17 protein-coding genes are annotated in these 18799 nt (G+C 64.8%); 11 read left to right on the top strand and 6 right to left on the bottom strand.

The window, feature by feature from the left end; all coding sequences use genetic code 11:
• Window positions 1-170 precede the first annotated feature (170 nt).
• Window positions 171-797, top strand: coding sequence for a twin-arginine translocation signal domain-containing protein (locus tag P2T57_RS05125; protein WP_276301412.1), 627 nt, complete (start codon window positions 171-173; stop codon window positions 795-797).
• A 33-nt stretch (window positions 798-830) separates the two neighbouring features.
• Here P2T57_RS05125 and aroC read toward each other — a convergent pair whose 3' ends face one another.
• Window positions 831-1997, bottom strand: a complete 1167-nt coding sequence (aroC, locus tag P2T57_RS05120; protein WP_276301411.1) for a chorismate synthase — start codon at window positions 1995-1997, stop codon at window positions 831-833.
• A gap of 123 nt (window positions 1998-2120) precedes the next feature.
• Here aroC and P2T57_RS05115 point away from each other — a divergent pair, with 123 nt between their 5' ends.
• On the top strand, window positions 2121-3164 hold the full coding sequence (locus tag P2T57_RS05115) for a sodium:calcium antiporter (RefSeq protein ID WP_276301410.1): 1044 nt from the start codon (window positions 2121-2123) through the stop codon (window positions 3162-3164).
• Window positions 3165-3302: 138 nt separating this feature from the next.
• On the opposite strand, the gene P2T57_RS05110 is transcribed toward P2T57_RS05115, so the two are convergent.
• From P2T57_RS05110 to P2T57_RS05095, 4 genes are all read right to left on the bottom strand, one after another.
• On the bottom strand, window positions 3303-4541 hold the full coding sequence (locus P2T57_RS05110; RefSeq protein WP_276301409.1) for an alkaline phosphatase family protein: 1239 nt from the start codon (window positions 4539-4541) through the stop codon (window positions 3303-3305).
• Window positions 4542-4982: 441 nt separating this feature from the next.
• The gene (gene aroA / locus P2T57_RS05105; protein ID WP_276301408.1) at window positions 4983-6272 is read right to left on the bottom strand and encodes a 3-phosphoshikimate 1-carboxyvinyltransferase; all 1290 of its coding nucleotides are present in this window, start codon (window positions 6270-6272) and stop codon (window positions 4983-4985) included.
• Window positions 6273-6338: 66 nt separating this feature from the next.
• A complete protein-coding gene (locus P2T57_RS05100; protein ID WP_276301407.1) occupies window positions 6339-6788 on the bottom strand; it encodes a universal stress protein in 450 nt (149 codons plus the stop codon).
• Window positions 6789-6860: 72 nt separating this feature from the next.
• Complete coding sequence (locus P2T57_RS05095) at window positions 6861-7136, bottom strand: DUF8066 domain-containing protein (RefSeq protein WP_276301406.1); 276 nt, start codon at window positions 7134-7136, stop codon at window positions 6861-6863.
• An 85-nt stretch (window positions 7137-7221) separates the two neighbouring features.
• Here P2T57_RS05095 and P2T57_RS05090 point away from each other — a divergent pair, with 85 nt between their 5' ends.
• Both P2T57_RS05090 and P2T57_RS05085 read left to right on the top strand, forming a co-directional pair.
• On the top strand, window positions 7222-7746 hold the full coding sequence (locus P2T57_RS05090; protein ID WP_276301405.1) for a hypothetical protein: 525 nt from the start codon (window positions 7222-7224) through the stop codon (window positions 7744-7746).
• 289 nt (window positions 7747-8035) lie between these two features.
• A complete protein-coding gene (locus P2T57_RS05085) occupies window positions 8036-9211 on the top strand; it encodes a M24 family metallopeptidase (RefSeq protein WP_276301404.1) in 1176 nt (391 codons plus the stop codon).
• A gap of 12 nt (window positions 9212-9223) precedes the next feature.
• Here P2T57_RS05085 and P2T57_RS05080 read toward each other — a convergent pair whose 3' ends face one another.
• Window positions 9224-10114, bottom strand: a complete 891-nt coding sequence (locus P2T57_RS05080; RefSeq protein WP_276301403.1) for a hypothetical protein — start codon at window positions 10112-10114, stop codon at window positions 9224-9226.
• A gap of 432 nt (window positions 10115-10546) precedes the next feature.
• On the opposite strand from P2T57_RS05080, the gene P2T57_RS05075 reads away from it, so the two are divergent.
• From P2T57_RS05075 to P2T57_RS05045, 7 genes are all read left to right on the top strand, one after another.
• Window positions 10547-11341 (top strand): aldo/keto reductase, encoded by a 795-nt coding sequence (locus P2T57_RS05075; RefSeq protein ID WP_276302082.1) that lies wholly within the window; start codon window positions 10547-10549, stop codon window positions 11339-11341.
• 215 nt (window positions 11342-11556) lie between these two features.
• Window positions 11557-12108 (top strand): GNAT family N-acetyltransferase, encoded by a 552-nt coding sequence (locus P2T57_RS05070; RefSeq protein WP_276301402.1) that lies wholly within the window; start codon window positions 11557-11559, stop codon window positions 12106-12108.
• 46 nt (window positions 12109-12154) lie between these two features.
• The gene (locus P2T57_RS05065; protein ID WP_276301401.1) at window positions 12155-12946 is read left to right on the top strand and encodes a Gfo/Idh/MocA family oxidoreductase; all 792 of its coding nucleotides are present in this window, start codon (window positions 12155-12157) and stop codon (window positions 12944-12946) included.
• The gene (locus P2T57_RS05060; protein WP_276301400.1) at window positions 12943-14406 is read left to right on the top strand and encodes a small ribosomal subunit Rsm22 family protein; all 1464 of its coding nucleotides are present in this window, start codon (window positions 12943-12945) and stop codon (window positions 14404-14406) included. The genes P2T57_RS05065 and P2T57_RS05060 overlap by 4 nt, the downstream gene beginning before the upstream one ends.
• Window positions 14407-14958: 552 nt before the next feature.
• Complete coding sequence (locus P2T57_RS05055; protein WP_276301399.1) at window positions 14959-16251, top strand: carboxylate--amine ligase; 1293 nt, start codon at window positions 14959-14961, stop codon at window positions 16249-16251.
• A 191-nt stretch (window positions 16252-16442) separates the two neighbouring features.
• Window positions 16443-17123, top strand: a complete 681-nt coding sequence (locus tag P2T57_RS05050; RefSeq protein WP_276301398.1) for a homing endonuclease associated repeat-containing protein — start codon at window positions 16443-16445, stop codon at window positions 17121-17123.
• 226 nt (window positions 17124-17349) lie between these two features.
• Window positions 17350-18711, top strand: a complete 1362-nt coding sequence (locus P2T57_RS05045; protein WP_276301397.1) for an LLM class flavin-dependent oxidoreductase — start codon at window positions 17350-17352, stop codon at window positions 18709-18711.
• Window positions 18712-18799: the final 88 nt, after the last annotated feature.

The raw sequence follows: 18799 nt of genomic DNA, 5'->3' as shown, positions 1-18799 counted from the left end.
CTTTCGGCAGGCAATAGGAGGCGGTCGTTCCCCGAGGCGCGTCTCTGCGTGTCGGGGAAATCGTTCATGCGGATTCGTAACGTCCCATTACGTCACGCTTCGGAATTGAAAGCCCACAACGATTGCCCCCATTTAATCCCCTCGCCGGACAGTGTACTGGCGGGGGTTTCATGACAGAGAATACATCCCGTCGCCGCTTTCTGAAAGTGGCGGCCGCAACCGGCGCACTGGCTGGATTGAACGCAACGGTCCTCGCGCAGGGCCAAGACGAGACGGTCATCGTCCTCGGGGGGAAGACGAGCGCGTGGCAGGGCTACCGCGTCCCCGGTGAGGCGACAGAGGAGGTCCCGGACAATCCGACTTTGAATCTACAGACCGGGACGACCTACACCCTGCTCTGGCAGAACGTGGACGGTCAGCCACACAACTTCGCCATTCAGGACTCACAGGGGAACAATCTAGAAGTACTCGAACCGCTCTCGGTACCCTCCGACGTGTACGAGGAGGCCAACGGAACCGACGCCGGCGAGAGCATCTCGCTCAACGTCTCCGGGGGGAACGTGACCGGCGTCAGCACCGGCAACATGACCGGGAATATGACTGGCGGTGAACCGGCGAGCGACTCGCTGGTCGGCAAGACCGAAATCATCTCCGAACAGGGCGCGGTGCAGGGCGCTCGGTTCACCGCGACAGAGGAGATGGCGACCTACATCTGCCTCGTCCACCCGAACACGATGGTCGGCGAGGTGGCGCTGGAGGGCGGAGACGGCGGTATGGGTAACAACAGTTCGAGCTAAGTTGGGTCAGTCCGCAGTCGCTGACTCGTCTCGCTACTCGTTTTGCGGACTGCTCGGGTGGTAGTCGGTGTCGTACTCGCCGGGTCGGTCGTCCACGCGGTCCGGATTGATGCGCCCGCCCAACAGCATGAAGTCTACCAAGGTCAGCGCCAGCATCGACTCTACGACCGGGACTCCTCGGGGTGGAAGCACCGGGTCGTGGCGACCGATGACCTGCTCCTCGCGCTCCTCGCCGGTCTCCCAGTCCACCGTGGTCTGGGACTTGGGAATCGAGGTCGGCGCGTGGAGCGTGACCTCGCCGTAGATGGGTTCGCCCGTCGTGATGCCACCCTGAATGCCACCGTGGTCGTTCTGGGTCGGCACCGGGTCGCTCTCGTCGGGGTTCTCGGGGTCTTCGAACTCCCATTCGTCGTTTCGCTCCATCCCGGTGTACTCGCGGGCCTCCCTGCCGAGGCCGAACTCGAATGCGGTGGCGGCGGGCACGCTCATCATGGCCTGTCCGAGTCGGGCCGAGACCGAATCGAATCTCGGCGCGCCGAGTCCGCGGGGAACGCCGCGGGCCTCGAAGTAGATGGACCCACCGATAGAGTCACCCTCCTGCTGGTACTCGTCGATTCGCTCGCGCATCTCCTCGGCGGTCTCGGGGTGGGCGCACCGGACCTCGTTCTCCTCGCTGTGTTCTTTGATTTCCTCGAAAGAGACCTCCGGGGCCTCGATGTCGCCGATTTGGTTGACGTGGGCCTTGAGTTCGATGCCCTCCTGAGCGAGAATCTTCTTGGCGATGGCTCCGCCAGCGACCCAGTTGACCGTCTCGCGGGCCGACGACCGGCCGCCGCCGCCCCAGTTGCGCGTGCCGAACTTCGCCGAGTAGGTGAAGTCGCCGTGGGAGGGCCGCGGCGCGGTGATAAACGGTTCGTACTTCTCCGAGCGAGCGTCCTTGTTGTCGATGACCATCCCGATGGGGGTGCCGGTGGTGTAGCCGTCCTGTAAGCCGGACTTAATCGACACGTGGTCGGGTTCGCCGCGACTGGTCGTTATCATCGACTGGCCGGGCTTTCGCCGGTCGAGGTCGGCCTGTACGTCGTCTTCCGAGAGTTCGAGGCCCGCGGGACACCCCGAGACGGTGACGCCCATCGCCTCACCGTGGCTCTCGCCGAAAGTGGTCACTTGAAAGAGGCGACCGAAACTATTTCCGTTCATTAGGGGGACATTGGTCCGGCCCGGTATTTATGGTTTGGAGTACGCGCAAGTTGGTCCTACTCCGGCCGACTTGCACCGCCGCGTTCTTTTTTGTCGTCTCGGCCGAACGTCGTCCCGAACGGAATGGTCTGGGGAACTACCGCCGTCCGACTCGGAGTCATCGTCGCCTCGGTCCTCGGTCTCTGGCTCGGCGCGCGACTGCTGGTCGATTCCGCGGTCCGACTGGCCCGACGCGCCGGTCTCTCGGAACTCGCCATCGGCCTCACTGTCGTTGCGATGGGGACCTCGACGCCGGAACTCGTGGTGACGACCGACGCGGCGCTGGCCGGTGCGGGCGACATCGCGGTCGGCAACGTCGTCGGGTCGAACATCTACAACCTCGCGTTCATCCTCGGGGTCGTGTCGCTCGTCCGAGTCATCCCCATCGAGCGGTCGCTGGTCCACCGCGACGGCCTCGTCCTCGTCGGTTCGACGCTCGTCGGGTTCGCCGTGATGTGGAACCTGACGGTCGGGCGCGTCGAGGGACTTGTGTTGATTGGTCTGCTCGTCGCCTACACCGGCTACCTGCTCCGCGCGGAGTCGCACGGCGAGGTCGGCCCAGAGTCCTCCGCCCCGGCCGAAACGCCGGACGAAACGCCCGCCAAAACGCCGGACGAAACGCCGCCCGACGGCAGTCGAGAGTCGCCCGAGGCGTTCGATGTCGAGGAGCACGCGTCTCCCCCCCGTGACGTGGCGCTACTGGTCGCCGGACTGGCACTCGTGCTGGTGAGCGGTCACTACATGGTCGAGTCAGCGACCGCGCTGGCTCGCGGAGCGGGCGTCTCGGAGTGGGTCATCGGCGGGACGATAGTCGCGGCGGGCACGTCCACGCCGGAGTTCGCGGTGTCGCTGGTGGCGATGCGTCAGGGGCGAGTCGGCGTCTCGGTCGGCAACGTGGTCGGGAGCAACGTCTTCAACGTCCTCGGCATCCTCGGGGTCGGTGCCGTCATCAGTCCGCTCTCGGTCTCGGCGACGGCGCTGGAGAGCATGGTGTGGCTCACGGTGCTGGTCGTCGTGATGGTTGTCGCGCTCTGGTCGGGCCGAAAGCTCTCTCGCCCGGAGGGTGGCCTGTTCGCGCTCTCGGAGTTGGTCCGGTGGACGCTCGGCCTCCTCGGCATCGTCGGGTAGCGACAACTTGTCACGAAACTGTTATTTCGTCGGCGGACGCCAGCAAATCGGTCGCGCCTCCGACCAAACGCGTCTTTACGTTTACTTTGAAAATTGAAACATTTCTTTAACAATTGTAAATAATTCTCTAATCCGGTCCTACTCCCCGAGGTCACTGGCCGGCACGACAGCGAACGGCACCAGCATCTCGTCGGGGTTGAGACCGCCGTGCATCCCGACGTATCCGAGTTCCTCGGCCTCGTCGTCACCGTACCAGACGTTCAGATTCCGGTGGCTGAGAACCACGTCGCCGAGACGCTGGCGGAAGGTCTCGGAGGGCGTCACGTCGCCGAACAGGTCGCGGTCGAAAATCTCGTCGCGCTCGAAGGCTCTGGCGTCGAACTCCCGTCGCAGGTCCTCGGCGACCTCCTCGACGCGCCCGTCCTGCAAGTGCAGGTGGACGTTGCGCGGACTCCCCGAGAACTTGATTGGCGTGCCGTCTGCCTGCCGGCGGAGCGCGTCCAGCAGGTCCGGGCGCTGGTCCAGATTCACGTTGCGCTCGGGGTCGGTGTTCACGTGGCCGTGGTCGGCCGTGACGACCACGAGGGTCTCGTCTGCGGTGTCGCTATCGAGGCCCGCGAGCGCCGATTCGACCGCCGAGACGACTTCGCCGACCGTCTCGCGGTACTCCGTCGAATCGGTCCCCGACTCGTGGGCCGCGGCGTCCACCTGCGGCAGGTAGGCGAAGCAGTACGCCGGCGCGTCGGCCGCCTCGACGACCTCGGGCACCGTCTCGGCGAACTCCGACAGCGACTCGTAGCCGTGGCGCGCCGCGGCCTCGGGCGTCGTCGGGTGGTTCACGACGTGGTGAGTCGAAACGCCCGCGTCGGCCAGTTCCGGATAGAGCGACTCGGCGGCCGAAATCTCCGAGCGCGAGATGGCTGGCTCCTCGCCGTCCTTGGTCAGGAAGGGTAAGGCCTCGAACTCCTCGTCGGTGGTCGGTTCGTAGACGTTCCACCCCACGACGCCGTGTTCGGCCGGGAGCGTCCCGGTGTGAAGCGTTTCCATCGCTGTAGCGGTCTCGCTCGGGTAGATGGACGTCAGCGGCGTGACCCGCGCCGCGGAACTCAGTCGGTCCAGAAACTCGTGGTGGTCGCGCTCGCGTCGCCACTGCCGGAAGCCGAACCCATCGACCAGCACGAGGAGGACGTTCTCGAAGTCGGCCGCCTCCACCCCGGCCAGCGCGTCGTCGGGCAGGGTCCGACCGGTCTCGACGCCGAACGCGGACGCTATCGTGTGCGGGACGTTAGCAAAGCAGTAGCCCTCGTAGTCCGGAAAGAGGGAGCCCTCGTCGCCGAACTCCCGCAGGAGGTCCTCGGCCACGTCGGTTCGGAGCATTCGGCGGGGATTCGACTACTCGGGGAAAATAACTGTCGATGGTGTGGGAGAGAATTACGAGATTTGAGTAGGATAGCAACCGCCGAGAATACCGGAGAGCAGGCTTCTCGAAGCTCCCGCCCGGTCGTTTCGTCTCGACGTAACTGCAACCGCGAACCGCGGAACAGACGTGATGAATGCTTTTTGAAGCCCCCGCCCGGTCGCGGTCGCTGGCCGGCATATCTGCTCCTCTCCGCACCGCGCGTCGCAGATAGGGGCCGCCCAGACGACCAAGTAAAACGCGACCGGGCGGCCCCTTCACCCCACCCACGGTGGACTGGTCGAGTAAGCTCTTTTCTGGTGGTTAGTCAACCGAGCGCATCCTCGGCGGTTGGCCGGCCTGCCGACCATCGACCGGAAACCGCGTTTCCGGGCGATTACCGGTTCGCATTTTTCGGCGATTTACCGGTTCACGGTCGCACCGAGTTCGTAGAGGACCTCGAAGAAGTTGGGGAAAGACACGTCAACGTGTTCGCCGCCCGAGATGGTCGTCGGGTCGTCGCCAGCGAGGCCGGCGACGGCGAGCGCCATCACGATGCGGTGGTCGCCCCGGCCGTCCACGACGCCGCCGGTCAGGTCCGACTCGTCGCCGCGGATGATGAGGGTGTCCTCGCGCTCCTCGGTCTTCGCGCCGATTTTCTCCAGTTCTTCGGCCATCGCGGTCACGCGGTCGGTCTCCTTGTACCGGACGTGTTCGCAGTTGACGATGCGGGTCTCGCCGTCCGCCACCGCACCGAGCGCCGCGATTGTCGGGAGGAGGTCCGGGGTGTCACCCACGTCCACCTCGACACCCGAGAGGTTCGACTGCTCGACGGTGATGATGCCGTCGTCGCGGTTCCAGTCCACGTCGGCCCCCATCCGACCGAGGACACCGACGATTTTCGAGTCGCCCTGTGCGCTGGGGTAGGCCCCACGGACCCGGACCTCGGAGCCGTCTTCGGCCGCCACCGCGCCCGCCCCGAGGAGGTACGAAATCGACGAGAAGTCGCCGGGGACGTGGTACTCGCCGTCCTCGGGTTCGTAGAACTGGCCGCCCTCGACGTGGTAGGAGTCTGCACTCTTTCCGGCCTCGACGCCGAACTCGTCCAGCAGTTCGAGGGTGATGTCCACGTAGGGCGCGGACTTGAGTTCGGTTTCGAGGTCGATTTCGATGCCCTCGTCGGTGAGCGCCCCGGCCATCAGCAGGGCCGTGACGAACTGCGAGGACACGTCGCCGGGCATCGACACCTCGCCGCCGGAGATGGGACCATCCACGACGAGGGGTGCCTGTCCGTTCCGGCGGGTGCTTTCGGCCCGACCGCCTAGCTCCTCGATGGCGTCCAGAAGCGGGCCGTGGGGCCGAGACCGAAGGGAACTGTCGCCGGTCAGCACCGTCGCGCCGTCGGCCAGTGCCGCCGTCGCGGTCACGAGTCGCATGGTCGTCCCGCTGTTCGCGCAGTCTATCACGTCGCCGGGGACCTCGGGTTTGCCGTCAAAGCCGTCCACGTCGAGGTGGTCTGATTTGCGCTCTACGTCGCCGCCGAAGGCGTCCACCGCCCGCATCGTCGCCTTGGTGTCGGCGCTGACGAGGGGGTCGTAGACCAGCGCGCCGCCGGAGTACCCGGCAGACAGAATCGCCCGGTGGGTGTAGCTTTTCGAGGAGGGCGCGCGGGCCGTCCCCGAGAGCGTCGATGGCTCGATTTCTACGTCCATGTCCGGCCCGACGGGCCGAGGGTCTATCAGAATACCGGAGGATGCAACTTACCCCGAAAAATCGCGTCACCGAACGACCGTCACGGGCACCGTCGCCCGGCCAACCACGTCCTTCGCGGTCGAACCGACCAGTCCCTCGTACTCGTCGGAGAGGCCGCGGTGGCCGACGAAGATGGCGTCGAAATCGTTGTCGTCTGCGAACTCGGTGATGGCCTCGACCGGTTCGCCGTAGAGGAGGCCGGTCTCGACTGCGATGCCCTCCTTGTCGCCGATTTCGGCGGCCTCGTCGAGGGCCTCCTGCGCCTCGTCCTCGGCGTCGCCGATGTCCTCGGTGACGAGTTCGTCCTCAGCCTCGGTGTAACTCTCCGGCGGGTCGTCGCCGCCGGTGAAAAACTGGTCGGGGACCACCACGCTGATGGCGACGACTTCCGCGCCGGTCGCGGACGCCTGTTCGACCGCGTATCTGACCGCCGCCATGCTGGACTCGGAGCCATCGACCGCCACGAGGTACTTCATGGGTAATACTCCGACGCGAGCGGTGATTTGGATTGCGGACGCGACGACCGGGAACCGGGACGAAAGAAACTCTCAGACCTCTCGCTCGCGCTCTCGGGGGACGTTCGCGCCAGACTCCTCCATCGCGTCGGCGATGCGTTCGACGGCGCGGACGAATCGCCTCGCGAGGAGGACGAAGCGCCAGAGGAGATACGCCCCGAACAGCCAAACCACGATGCTCACGCCGAACAGCGGCCGAGTGGCGATGACGACGCTGTACAGAAGCGCGAGGACAGCGACGACGCCGAGGGCGACTTTGAGGCCGGTCGAGGGTTCGTCCGACCGCCCACCACCTTCGTTGGATGACATATCTTCGGCCACGGACGCCGGGGTGGAATAGCTTTCGCCGGGGCGTCGGAGAAAGTATTTACCCCATCGCCGAGTCGCCCCGGACGTGTCACCGTCGAGACGCCGCGTGCTTCGGATGGGGTCGGTCGCACTCGCAGGGTCGCTGGCGGGGTGTGCCTCCGGCGCGCTCGACGCCGAAGAATCGGACGGGAGCGGAGCGACCGCCGCCGCCGACTCGACCACCACCGCCGAACCGACGACCCACGGACTCGGCGCGGACCGGTCGCTTCCAGACGGAGAAACGACGTTCCCCGAGGGACCGAAATCGCCGCCCGAGCGACCGCCCGACCTGACCGCCGAGAGCGTCCGGGAGTACGTCAACACTTTCGAGCGTCGGTGGGTGTACAACCGCCTCTACCGCGGGGAATCGACCGAGGTCCATCGGGAGTGCGGCGTCGATTCGGTCGCGGAGTACGGCGAGGGCTTCCGCGTCGTGGTCCGGTGTTCGGCGTGGGCCAACTCCGGCGCGGGCGAGACCACGATTCACGCCGACTACTTCACGCAGTACGCGACGTATTTCGTCGGGCCGAACTCGACGGTTCGACGGGACGGGCAATCAAAGGCACGGTGATAGGAATTGTTTTTGTTTGGAAAGAAAATAATTCGGTTGCTTTGGAGCGTCACCGTCGAGGAGTCCACCGACCGATAGACCGTTCTGGAAGTTCCTTCCGATGGCGGGAGCGAAGCGACCGAACTTCGAGAGTCCGAGGGTGCAAGCCGACGAGCGCGTCGTACTCGGACCGCGACTGCGAACCGTGCGAGGACCTTCGAGACCGCCGTTCCGGTTCGACCGGCTTCTCCGGGCGCTATCGCGTTCCGGAACCCGTATCGTTTTCCTCCTCCGGTCGCTTTCGGCAGGTATGGACCCAGACCTGTCACCGCTCGCCGACGCGCTCGCCGAGGCCGACGTAGACGGCTACCTCCTCGACGCCGACTCGGGCGAGTCCGACCAGTTGTACCTCTCGGGCTTCGACGCGCCCGACCCCTTCGTCACGCTCTACACGCCCGAGGGAACCTACCTGTTGGTCTCGGGCCTCGAATACGGCCGGGCAACCGAGGAGAGTCGCGCCGACGAAGTGGCCCGCCTCACCGATTACGGCTTCCACGAGAAGGTCGCCGAGTACGGTCGCGCCGGGGCCAAGAGTCGGGCCTGCGCCGAGTTCCTCGCGGACCACGGCGTCGAGTCGGTCGCCGCGCCCGAGCGGTTCCCCCTCGGCACCGCCGACAACCTGCGCGACGAGGGCGTCTCGGTCGAAGTCCTCCCCGACGACGTGGTGACGCGAATCCGCGCCATCAAGTCCGATGAGGAGGTCGAACACGTCCACGAGGCCCAGCGCGCCAACGAGTCTGCGATGGCCGCCGCCGAGGAGATGCTGGCCGAGGCCACCGTCGAGGACGGCACCCTCTACTACGACGGCGAGGTCCTGACCAGCGAGCGCGTCAAGGAGGAAATCGAGGTCACGCTCCTGCGTCACGGGTGCGGACTGGACGAGACCATCGTGGCCTGCGGCGCTGACGCCGCCGGGCCGCACAATCGCGGGACCGGACCCCTCTCTGCGGGCGAGACCATCGTCATCGACATCTTCCCGCAGAACAAGGCGACCAAGTACCACGGCGACATGACCCGGACCTTCGTGAAGGGCGAACCCACCGAGGAGGTCCGCCGGCGCTACGACGACACCTACGAGGCCTTCGAGGCGGCCCTCGACGCGGTGGAACCCGGCGTCACGGGCAAGGAGGTTCACGATGCGGTCTGCGACGTGTACGAGGAGAAGGGCTACGACACCCTCCGGAGCAAGCCCGACGCCGAGACCGGATTCATCCACAGCACGGGCCACGGCATCGGTCTCGACGTTCACGAACTCCCGCGGGTCAGCCCCGACGGCGGCGAACTCAAGCCCGGCCACGTCATCACCATCGAGCCGGGCCTCTACGACCCCGAAGTCGGCGGCATCCGCATCGAGGACCTCGTGGTCGTGACCGAAGACGGCTACGAGAACCTGACCGACTACCCGATTCATCTGCAGGTCGAGTGAGCGCGTGACCGGCTACTTCCGGTAGCCAGCCAGCACTCGCACGTCGGGTTCGGCCTGCACCGTCCCGACGAGGCGGAGGCCGTGCTTGTAGCCGAGTTTGACGAGGTTGTAGGCGAACGTCCCGTTGTTGTACTTCCCGTGAGGTTCGAAGTGAATGCGGGCGGTCGAATGCTCGTCCAGCGGCAGGCGGAAATTTATCCACTGGATTCGGCCCTCGCCTTCGGTGGTCTCCTCGATTTCCTTGATGGCCTCCTCGGGCGTGAAGTTCTCGATGAACGGTCCCCACGAATCGTTCTTCCGCGTCGCGCCCAGTTTGTCGTACAGCGTCACGATTCGGCCGTCCTCGAACTCGACGGCCATGGGAATCAGCTTCGTCTTCGGGACGTTGTTGTTCTCCGCCTCCGATTCCGACGGGAGGTCCAAGAACACCAGTCCTCGCGGGACTTCTCGAATTTCCTCCTCCCGGTACCAGTCGGCCTCTCGCTCCACGTCCTCCACGAAGAAGATGCGGTTCGGGTAGTTCACCAAGTACTGGGAGGTCAACTGAATCAGTTGTCGCTGGGGCGTCTCGATGGGCGTCAGTTCGAGCGATTGGGTCTTGGTCTCGGCCTTCGACTTGCCGCTTTTCGCGCTCGCTCCGATGCCCGCCTCGACGGGATTGAGGACCGCGTTCAGACTCCCGAACATGCTCAAGGGGTTCACGTCGAGACCGAGACTAGTATTGATTTCGCGGGTCTTCTCCTCGGTGATTTCGAGTTTCACTGACTCGTCCCACTTCCCCGGTGGTTGAACGACCGCGTCGTAGAACGCCGACAACTGCTCGGCGTCGATGAAAAACGGCGCGTCGAGCATCCACCGAAGCTTCTGGTCGAATCGCTCTTGTCGAGTATCTTCCCCAGCCATAGTTAGAAATCCAACCATTTGGCGCATAAGCGTTTCGGCGAGCGAGCGGCCCGCCGCGTCGGACCGCCACAACGGGGAAGTACGCGACTCTCGAACTGAGAAGCCATGCTCGGACGAGAGAGAAAGCAAGCTGACAGCGACGAGCGACAGCGAGAACAGACCGGAGGCGGGAGCAGTCTTCTGCGGAAGGGACTTCCCTTCGCCGGGGCGTTCCTCGCCGGGTTCCTCCTCGGGCGACGCCGAGGAGACGACGTGACTGCGGAGACCGGAGACCACCTGACTGAGGCCGCCAGCGAGGTCCGGGAACGAGCGACGCCGGGCGAGGACGAAGAATCGGGCGAACCGGCCACCGAGGGTGCCCAACCCGCCGGCACCGAGTCCGCGGGAATCGACCAAGCGGTCGCCGACCTCTCGCCGCCGACTGCCCACGGGATGCCGATGCTCGGTCTGGGCACCTACCAGATGGACGAGTACGACGAGTGCGTCGAGGCGGTCAGGCAGGCCATCCAGATGGGCTACCGGCACATCGACACCGCCGAGGGCTACGACAACGAGACAGCAGTCGGCGACGCCATCGTGGAGGCCGAAATCGGGCGCGACGACCTCTTTCTGGCGACCAAAGTCAGTCCCGACAACCTCGACTACGACCACGTGCTGACCAGCGCCGAGGAGGGCCTCGAACGCCTCGGCGTGGATTCGGTGGACCTGCTGTACGTCCACTGGCCGACCGGCGAGTACGAGGCCACAGACACGATGGAGGCCTTCTCGGAACTCCGCGAGGAGGGCCTCATCGGGGAAATCGGCGTCTCGAACTTCACGGTCGAACTGCTGGAGGAGGCCATCGAGGCCGCCGACGAGCCGATTTTCGCCAATCAGGTCGAGATGCACCCACTGCTCCCCCAGAAGAACCTCCGGCAGTTCTGCGCCCAAGACGACGTGGACGTGGAACTGGTCGCCTACTCGCCAATCGCCCGCGGCGACGTGTCGGACGTGGACGAACTGCAGGAGGTCGCCGAGAAACACGACGCGACTCCTCAGCAAATCAGTTTGGCGTGGCTCCGCGAGAAGGAGGTCACCGCCATCCCGAAGGCCACCAGCGAGGAGCATCTGCGCGAAAACTGGCTGAGTCTCGGCGTGGAACTGGACGACGAGGACATCGGAAAAATCGACTCCATCGACGAGCGCCGGCGCATCGTGGACCCCGACGAGGCCCCGTGGAACCAGTGAACAGCGAAAATCGGACGCCAGCGCCGGGGTAGTGCGCCAACTAAGGTCATATTAGGACTTTTATCATGAAAGACCATTATCTTTAACTGGCGGAACGTCCTCGGTGAGTCCACGATGGGACGACGACTCCCGGCGCTGGCCGCGTACAACTCGACTCCCGAGCGGACGACCGACCGGACGCTCGCGGACCCGCTTCGACTGGGATTCGGAGGACGATGAGCGCGGACGCCACCGAGTCCGACCCGGACGCCGCATCGAGTGCCGACCACCCCGAATTCCCGCACCCTCCTCGGACGTTCACCGACGGCGCGGGACGCGCGATTCGATTCCGCGCTGTAGATGACTCCGCCGAGTCCTCCGACGACCGCGACGCGCTGACAGCGATGTACGACGACTTCGGCCCGGCCGACCGGGCACAGGGCATCCCGCCGGCGAGTCCGCGACGGCGCGAGGACTGGCTCGACAGGCTCTCTGCGGGCATCGAGGTCGTGGGATGGCACGACGAGCGAGCGGTCGCTCACGGCATTTTGCTCGGCGGCGGGCCGGGCCACGAACTCGCACTGTTCGTCCACCCGGACTACCGCCGGGCGGGGGTCGGGTCCGCGACGATTCGGACCCTCCTCGGGCGAGGCCGGTCGGCGGGCGTCGAGCGCGTTTGGCTCTCGGTCCAGCGGACGAACCGCCCGGCGGTCCGACTCTACCGCAACGTGGGCTTCGAAACCGCCGGGTCCGGAACTGGCGAGTTGGAGATGGCCCGCTCGCTGTGACCCCGTAGCGAACTCCTTTTGAGAGCCGACCGGCTAGCTTCGCCCGATGAAGCTACTCGTCGTCGGTGCGGGCGAGATGGGCCGGTGGTTCGGCGCGGTCGTAGCGGCGCGAATCGAGGAGGCCGACGTTGCCTTCGCCGACGCCGACCCCGAGACTGCCGAGGAGGCCGCCGCCGAAGTCGGCGAGTCGGCCCCCTGCCGCGCGGTCTCGCTCTCGACCGACGAGCGATTCGACGCGGTGTGCGTGGCGGTCCCGATGTCGGCCGCCGAGGCGGCCATCGAAGACCACGCGCCGAAGGCCGAGGAGGCCCTCGTGGACGTGACGGGCCAGATGACAGCCCCGGTGGCTGTGATGCGCTCGGCGGCCCCGGACCGGGAGCGCGTGAGCCTCCATCCCCTGTTCGCGCCGAGCAACGCGCCGGGCAACGTCGCAGTCGTTGCCGACCAGCGAGGACCGACCACCGACCGGATTCTGGACGCGCTGGAGACCGAGGGGAACCTCCTCGTGGAAACCTCGGCCGGCGAACACGACGAGGCGATGGAGACGGTACAGGCCAAGACCCACGCCGCAGTCCTCTCGTTCGGCCTCGCCGGTGACGACGTGCCAGAGGGACTGACGACCCCGATTTTCGAGGAGTTGTCGGCGGTCGCCGAGCAGGTCACGGGCAACGCGCCCGAAGTCTACGCCGAGATTCAGGACGCCTTCGGCGGGGCCGAGGAGATAGCTAGGGCCGCGAGGCGTCTGGCCGACGCCGACGAAGCCGAGTTCGCGGAGTTGTACCGGGACGCGAGCGAACCCGCGGACGAGACGCGGGACAGACGGGACGACGAACCATGAACGACGAACTACGCCGGAAAGTCCGAGAGAACGCCAAGTACCTCCGGAACGTCCGGCCCATCGACGCCGACGAGATTGCAGAGTACATCGAGAGCCAACCCCATCCGGGCGTCGTCCGCCAGATTCTGCGCGAGGAGGCCGGGTCGCTCGGACTGGTCGAGCGCGAGGACCGAACGTTCGCGCCGGTCGAGGACGAACCCATCGCGCCGACCTTCCGCGGCGTCGAGGCCTTCCCGCCGGAGTACGGCCACAAACTGGAAGACCTGCTGGCCGACCGGTTCGGCCTCGACTGGCAGGACGGCGCGTCGGGCGACGAACTCCGGTCGGCGATTCGCAAGTTGAAGACCGACTACTACTGGAACAACCCGGTCGAGTACGACGAGACGGCCGCGCTGGGCTACGCCATCTACCACCTGCCCGATAACTACGCGGTGGTCCAGTACGTCCTCCACGAACTCGGCGAGGAGGGCCTGCTGGGCCGGGACCTCCGGGTCCTCGACGTGGGCGCTGGCGTCGGCGGCCCGGCGCTCGGGATGGCCGACTACCTGCCCGACGACGTGCTGGTGCGCTACGACGCCATCGAACCCAGCGCCCCCGCGGCCGACATCTTCGACCACATGCTCGAAGACGCGGGCCGGAACTTCTACGCCGAGTGCCACCGCGAGGTCGCCGAGGAGTTCGCGGTCCCGGACGACCGGGAGTACGACCTCCTCGTGTTCGCCAACGTCCTCAACGAACTCGACGACCCCGAGGCCGTCGTCCGGCGGTATCTCGATTCGCTGGCCGACGACGGCGCGGTCCTCGCTATCGAACCCGCCGACCGGGAGACCGCCATCGGTCTCCGGGAGGTCGAGCGCGCCATCGCCGACGAACGAAACGACGCCACCGTCTTCTCGCCGACGCTTCGGCTCTGGCCCGGCGAGCGACCGACCGACCGCGGGTGGTCCTTCGACGTGAAACCCGATTTGGACGTGCCGGGCTTCCAGCGCAAACTGGACGAAGGCGAGCGCGGTCCCGACGCCGAGCGCGAAGGCGATGCTGAAGACCATCCGGCCCCCGGAAGCGGCGAGTTCGTCAACCGGGACGTGCAGTTCGCCTACTCGATTCTCCGGCCCGACGGCAAGCGAAAGCTGGATTTCACCGCCGACACCGGCCGAACGGCCAAGATGGCCGAGATGGACCGCCACGTCACCAACCGCATCGACCTCGTGGCGGTCAAACTCAGCCACTCGCTGGCAGAGGGCGACCGCAACCCGCTGTTCAAAGTCAGCGACGGGAGCGAGGCCGAGGACCACTTCGCCGTCCTGACCCGCGAGACATCGCTGAACCGCGACCTGAAGCGCGCGGACTACGGCGACCTGCTGTCGTTCGAGAGCGTGCTGGCGCTGTGGAACGACGACGAGGAGGCCTACAATCTGGTCGTGGACGAGGAGACCGTCGTAGACGCGGTTCCGGTATAGGTAATTGTTTCTTTTAGCATTGGTTTTGTTTCTTAGTGCGTAGAAAGATTTGTCCGACCGCACGTCCTCGTACCGTCTCAATCCACGGGACGCGAAGGGCGCCACTATCCAGAGGATGCGCCGCGTCTGCACGAGCGAAGCGAGTCAGACGCGGCGGGGAGGCACGGGGCGCGGTTGCGGTGCGGTCACGGTATGACTTGTTCACGCCTGAATCTGCTCCGGAGTCTGGTTCGCCGATTGGATTGCTCCTCGGCAAAGACAGTCGAAGAAGCCAGCTTCAGGCTTGAGCCAAGCCGTCTGCCGCACCGCTCTGCAACCGCTACCGCGGACCACACCCTCCCCAACCGATTGCGTTGCTTGGGGTTCGCTTTGCTCACCCCCTGCGCTACTCATCCCTCGCGCGATTCGGCGCGGTCACGAGAGACCGCGCCAGCACGCGCCGGGAGAAAGGTGAGTAACAACCGCCGAAAGAACAGCATTTTCGCGTCCGAGACCCCGGACGACTTTGCCGACTCGGACGACTTTTAGCGCGCCAACCGAATAGAACCCGACATGGCCACGTTTCGCTCCTTCGAGGACCTCCGCGACGCGCTCGCAGACGCCGACTTCGACCGCCCGCCGGCAATCGTCTGCAACGCCCACGTCACCGGTCTGAGCGTCGCTCGCGCGCTGAAAGCCCGCGACGTACCGGTCATCGCTATCGACCGAAACGAGAAGGGGGTCGCGCCCTACTCCGAGGCCGTCGATTTCGCGGGGCGGGTCACGTACCCGCTGGACGACGAGGAGGGCTTTTGCGAGGACGTAGAAGCCCTCTCGGCCGAACTCGACCACGAGCCGATTGCGTTCGGGTGCATGGACGAGTGGGTCCACGCCTTCTCCCGGACCGAACCCGAGGGCGTGAAACTCCCGTTCGCCGACCGCTCGACCATCGACCGCGTGCTGGACAAAGAATCGCTCTACGCCGTCGCGGAAGAACTCGGAGTTCCCTACCCCGAGACCTACCGCATCGCCGAGACCGACCCCGCCGAAACCGACGGCGCGACCGGCGCAATCGAGGACCGCGAGAGCGTCCCCGCCAGCGAGGCCGCAGAGCGACTGGGGTTCCCGCTCGTGGTCAAACCCGCCCTCAAGCGCAAGTTCTCCGAGGCGGTCGGCACCAACGTCATCGAAGTCGCCGACGAGGCCGAATTCGAGGACGTGGTGGCCAACGCCGCCGACGAGGGCATCCGTGTGATGGCCCAAGAGAAGGTGCCCAAGGTGCAGGGCGAGGACTGCTCGCTGGCCTCCTACGTCCCCGAATCCGGCGACCCGGTTTCCTTCGTCGGCAACGCCCGCGTTCGGTACCCTCTCGGGTACGGGACCTCCTGCGTGGTCGAGCGCGCCACCGGCGACTCGGCCCGTGAGGTCGAACAGAACGCGCTCGCGGTCCTCGAAGAAACCGACTACTACGGCATCAGCGAGGCCGAATTCCTCTACGACGGCGAGCGCGAGGAGTACGTCCTCATCGACGTGAACACTCGCCCGTGGAAGTGGATTTCACTGCCGGTGCAGGCCGGCGCGAACCTCCCGCTGGCGGCCTATAGCGATGCTGTCGGTGACGAGTACGAGCAGGAAGCAATCCGGGACGCGCGCTGGGTCTACCTCGCGGACTACCTGCAACTGCTGTCATCTGACGACGGCTTTTCGGACGTGTTGGCCCGCGACGACTGGCTTTCGTTCCTCTCGGGCGACTTCGAGACCAGCGACGACCTCACGACCGGGGTGTATCGACCGAGCGACCCCGCTCCGGCGTACCAACTCCTCAGCACCGAGTTCGGGACCGCCGAATACTACTGCTCCTGTTGAGACGACCTTTTACTGTACTCGGAAATTCGCATTCGGCGAATTTCCTCACTGGTAAAAGCTGGACCAAAAACACCGTCAGAGCGTTATGCTCTGACGAGCAGTCGGTCGCTTCGGTCCCGACGACACGGCGTCATCCCTTCTTTTTCCGAAACTAAAATAATGAATTGATGGAATATTGATTTGATTACAACATGGCCGAGGTCACGAGAGAGAATCTGCTTGACGCACTTCAACGACTCGCAGAGGAACTCGGTGAAACACCGACATCTATGGAGATGAATGACCAAGGAGAGTATTCCGCATCACCATACCAAGATGAATTCGGAGGATGGAACAACGCCCTCCGTGAGGCAGGGTTAGAACTAAATCAACCGAGGAGAATACCGACTGATGACTTATTAAACGAAATCAGGCGGCTTGCTAGGGAACTCAATCAAACACCGACTAAAAAACAACTCAATGAACAAGGAGAATACTGTAGTCGAACTTACCAAACAAGATTTGGAAGTTGGAACGAAGCAATCCGTCAAGCAGGGTTAGAACCGAACCAGCGAATCTCAAAATCTGCATTCCGGGAACGCCCCGACACATGCCGACTTTGTGGCGAAACCCCCGATGACGAATTGGATTTTCACCATTGGCGGTATGGTGAGAACAAAGTTGGCTGTTACCTCTGCCGTGAATGTCACGATGCTGTCCATAGTGACGGCGCACGACCAGACAACAATCCAGAGTGGCTAATGGAGGCTGTCGAGAACTTAATTCGGTACCACGAGAAACACTCTGAAGATACCAGCCCCCGAGCAATCACCACACGTTATAATATCCCTTCTCAAGGGCTTGTAGAGTCCGTTATATCGAATATGGAGTAGTACCATCTTCCACGGATCGCGCGATGATGGACGAATTCACGCCGCGTGGTGGGCGGTACAGCGGTTGCGGTTCTCATAGGCTCAGGCAGTAGCTAGCTTCAACCTTACTCCCGATTTCAGCGGACCTCCAGCGAGCAAACACCAGTCCGCGAACGTCCGAGGTCGGCCCCGCTTCTCGCCGGTTTCCCCGGCTTTTCCCACGGCGAAAGCCACCGGCTAAACAACGATGGCCAGCGACTACATCCACCTCAACCTGTTCACGATGAACTCGGTCGAACACGTCACGACCGGGAACTGGCGGACGCCGGGCGACCAATCCCATCGCTACACCGACATGGAGTACTGGCTCGACGTGGCCCGGACCGCAGAGCGCGGCGGCTTCGACGCCGTATTCTTCGCCGACGTGCGGGGCATCTACGACGTGTACGGCGGCGACAGCGACACTGCGGTCGAGAAGGCGGTCCAGACGCCCGCCAACGACCCCCAAGCACTCGTCCCGGCGATGGCCACCGTCACCGACAATTTGGGATTCGCGGTGACGCGCTCGACCACCTACGTCCACCCCTACCAACTCGCCCGCGAACTCTCGACGCTCGACCACGTGACCGACGGCCGAGTCGCGTTCAACATCGTCACGTCGTACCTCGAAAGCGCGGCCCGGAATCTGGGACTGGACGAGCGCATGGACCGCCAGACCCGGTACGACCGCGCCGACGAGTTCATGGACGTGTGCCACCGCCTCTGGGAGGAGAGCTGGGACGACGACGCGGTAGTCCGCGACAAGGAGCGGGGCATCTACACCGACCCCGAGAAGGTCCGCGACATCGACTTCGAGGGCGAGTACTTCGAAGTCCCCGACGCCCACAGTTGTGAACCCTCTCCTCAGCGCACGCCGGTCCTGTATCAGGCCGGGTCGTCGGACCGCGGTCGGGACTTCGCCGCGAACAACGCCGAGGCCGTCTTCGTCAGCCAACCGACCGAGGACGGCGTGCGGGATTATATTCAAGACCTTCGCTCGCGCGCGGAGGAGCGCGGCCGAAACCCCGACGAACTCCGCTTTTTCCCCGGCGTGGTCCCCATCGTGGGCGAAACCGAGGAGGTCGCCCAGAAAAAGTACGAGACCTACGCCGAAAACGTTGATTACGAGGCGACCCTCGCATTACTTGCCGGTTTCATTGACATGGACTTCTCGGAGTTGGACCCCGACCAGAAAGTCGAACACATCGAGACCGACGCGATTCAGGGCGCGGTCAACGCCTTCACCAAGAACGACCCCGACCGCGACTGGACCGTGGGCGAAGTCGCCGAGTTCGCGGGCTTGGGGTCCACGTCCCCGGTCATCGTCGGGAATCCCGAGCAGGTCGCCGACGAACTCCAGTACTGGTACGAGGAGGTCGGCGTAGACGGGTTCAATCTCAAAGAGGTCGTCCGGCCGGGCACCCTCCGGGACTTCGTGGACATGGTGGTGCCCGTCCTGCGGGAGCGCGGACTGGTCCGCGACGAGTACGAGGGCGACACCCTCCGCGAAAATCTTTTCGAGGAGAAAGGTCGGACGCGACTCGCCGACGACCATCCGGCGCGGAAGTAAGTCGAGTAGCTACCACGATTCTCGAACATGATTTCGCCGGGCAGAACATCGAGAGCGGTAGGACTTTTGACCGCCCGGCGTAAGGTCT

The sequence above is a fragment of the Halorussus lipolyticus genome (genome assembly GCF_029338375.1).
GTDB classification, from domain to species: domain Archaea; phylum Halobacteriota; class Halobacteria; order Halobacteriales; family Haladaptataceae; genus Halorussus; species Halorussus lipolyticus.
The sequence above is the reverse complement of the archived record's forward strand: the minus strand, read 5'-3'. Positions and strand labels throughout refer to the sequence as shown.

Excerpts from the sequence above, each read along its gene's own strand:
- P2T57_RS05125 (WP_276301412.1), top strand. The coding sequence starts at position 171 with ATGACAGAGAATACATCCCGTCGCCGCTTTCTGAAAGTGGCGGCCGCA.
- aroC (WP_276301411.1), bottom strand. The coding sequence starts at position 1,997 with ATGAACGGAAATAGTTTCGGTCGCCTCTTTCAAGTGACCACTTTCGGC.
- P2T57_RS05115 (WP_276301410.1), top strand. The coding sequence starts at position 2,121 with ATGGTCTGGGGAACTACCGCCGTCCGACTCGGAGTCATCGTCGCCTCG.
- P2T57_RS05110 (WP_276301409.1), bottom strand. The coding sequence starts at position 4,541 with ATGCTCCGAACCGACGTGGCCGAGGACCTCCTGCGGGAGTTCGGCGAC.
- aroA (WP_276301408.1), bottom strand. The coding sequence starts at position 6,272 with ATGGACGTAGAAATCGAGCCATCGACGCTCTCGGGGACGGCCCGCGCG.
- P2T57_RS05100 (WP_276301407.1), bottom strand. The coding sequence starts at position 6,788 with ATGAAGTACCTCGTGGCGGTCGATGGCTCCGAGTCCAGCATGGCGGCG.
- P2T57_RS05095 (WP_276301406.1), bottom strand. The coding sequence starts at position 7,136 with ATGTCATCCAACGAAGGTGGTGGGCGGTCGGACGAACCCTCGACCGGC.
- P2T57_RS05085 (WP_276301404.1), top strand. The coding sequence starts at position 8,036 with ATGGACCCAGACCTGTCACCGCTCGCCGACGCGCTCGCCGAGGCCGAC.
- P2T57_RS05080 (WP_276301403.1), bottom strand. The coding sequence starts at position 10,114 with ATGGCTGGGGAAGATACTCGACAAGAGCGATTCGACCAGAAGCTTCGG.
- P2T57_RS05075 (WP_276302082.1), top strand. The coding sequence starts at position 10,547 with ATGCCGATGCTCGGTCTGGGCACCTACCAGATGGACGAGTACGACGAG.
- P2T57_RS05070 (WP_276301402.1), top strand. The coding sequence starts at position 11,557 with ATGAGCGCGGACGCCACCGAGTCCGACCCGGACGCCGCATCGAGTGCC.
- P2T57_RS05065 (WP_276301401.1), top strand. The coding sequence starts at position 12,155 with ATGAAGCTACTCGTCGTCGGTGCGGGCGAGATGGGCCGGTGGTTCGGC.
- P2T57_RS05060 (WP_276301400.1), top strand. The coding sequence starts at position 12,943 with ATGAACGACGAACTACGCCGGAAAGTCCGAGAGAACGCCAAGTACCTC.
- P2T57_RS05055 (WP_276301399.1), top strand. The coding sequence starts at position 14,959 with ATGGCCACGTTTCGCTCCTTCGAGGACCTCCGCGACGCGCTCGCAGAC.
- P2T57_RS05050 (WP_276301398.1), top strand. The coding sequence starts at position 16,443 with ATGGCCGAGGTCACGAGAGAGAATCTGCTTGACGCACTTCAACGACTC.
- P2T57_RS05045 (WP_276301397.1), top strand. The coding sequence starts at position 17,350 with ATGGCCAGCGACTACATCCACCTCAACCTGTTCACGATGAACTCGGTC.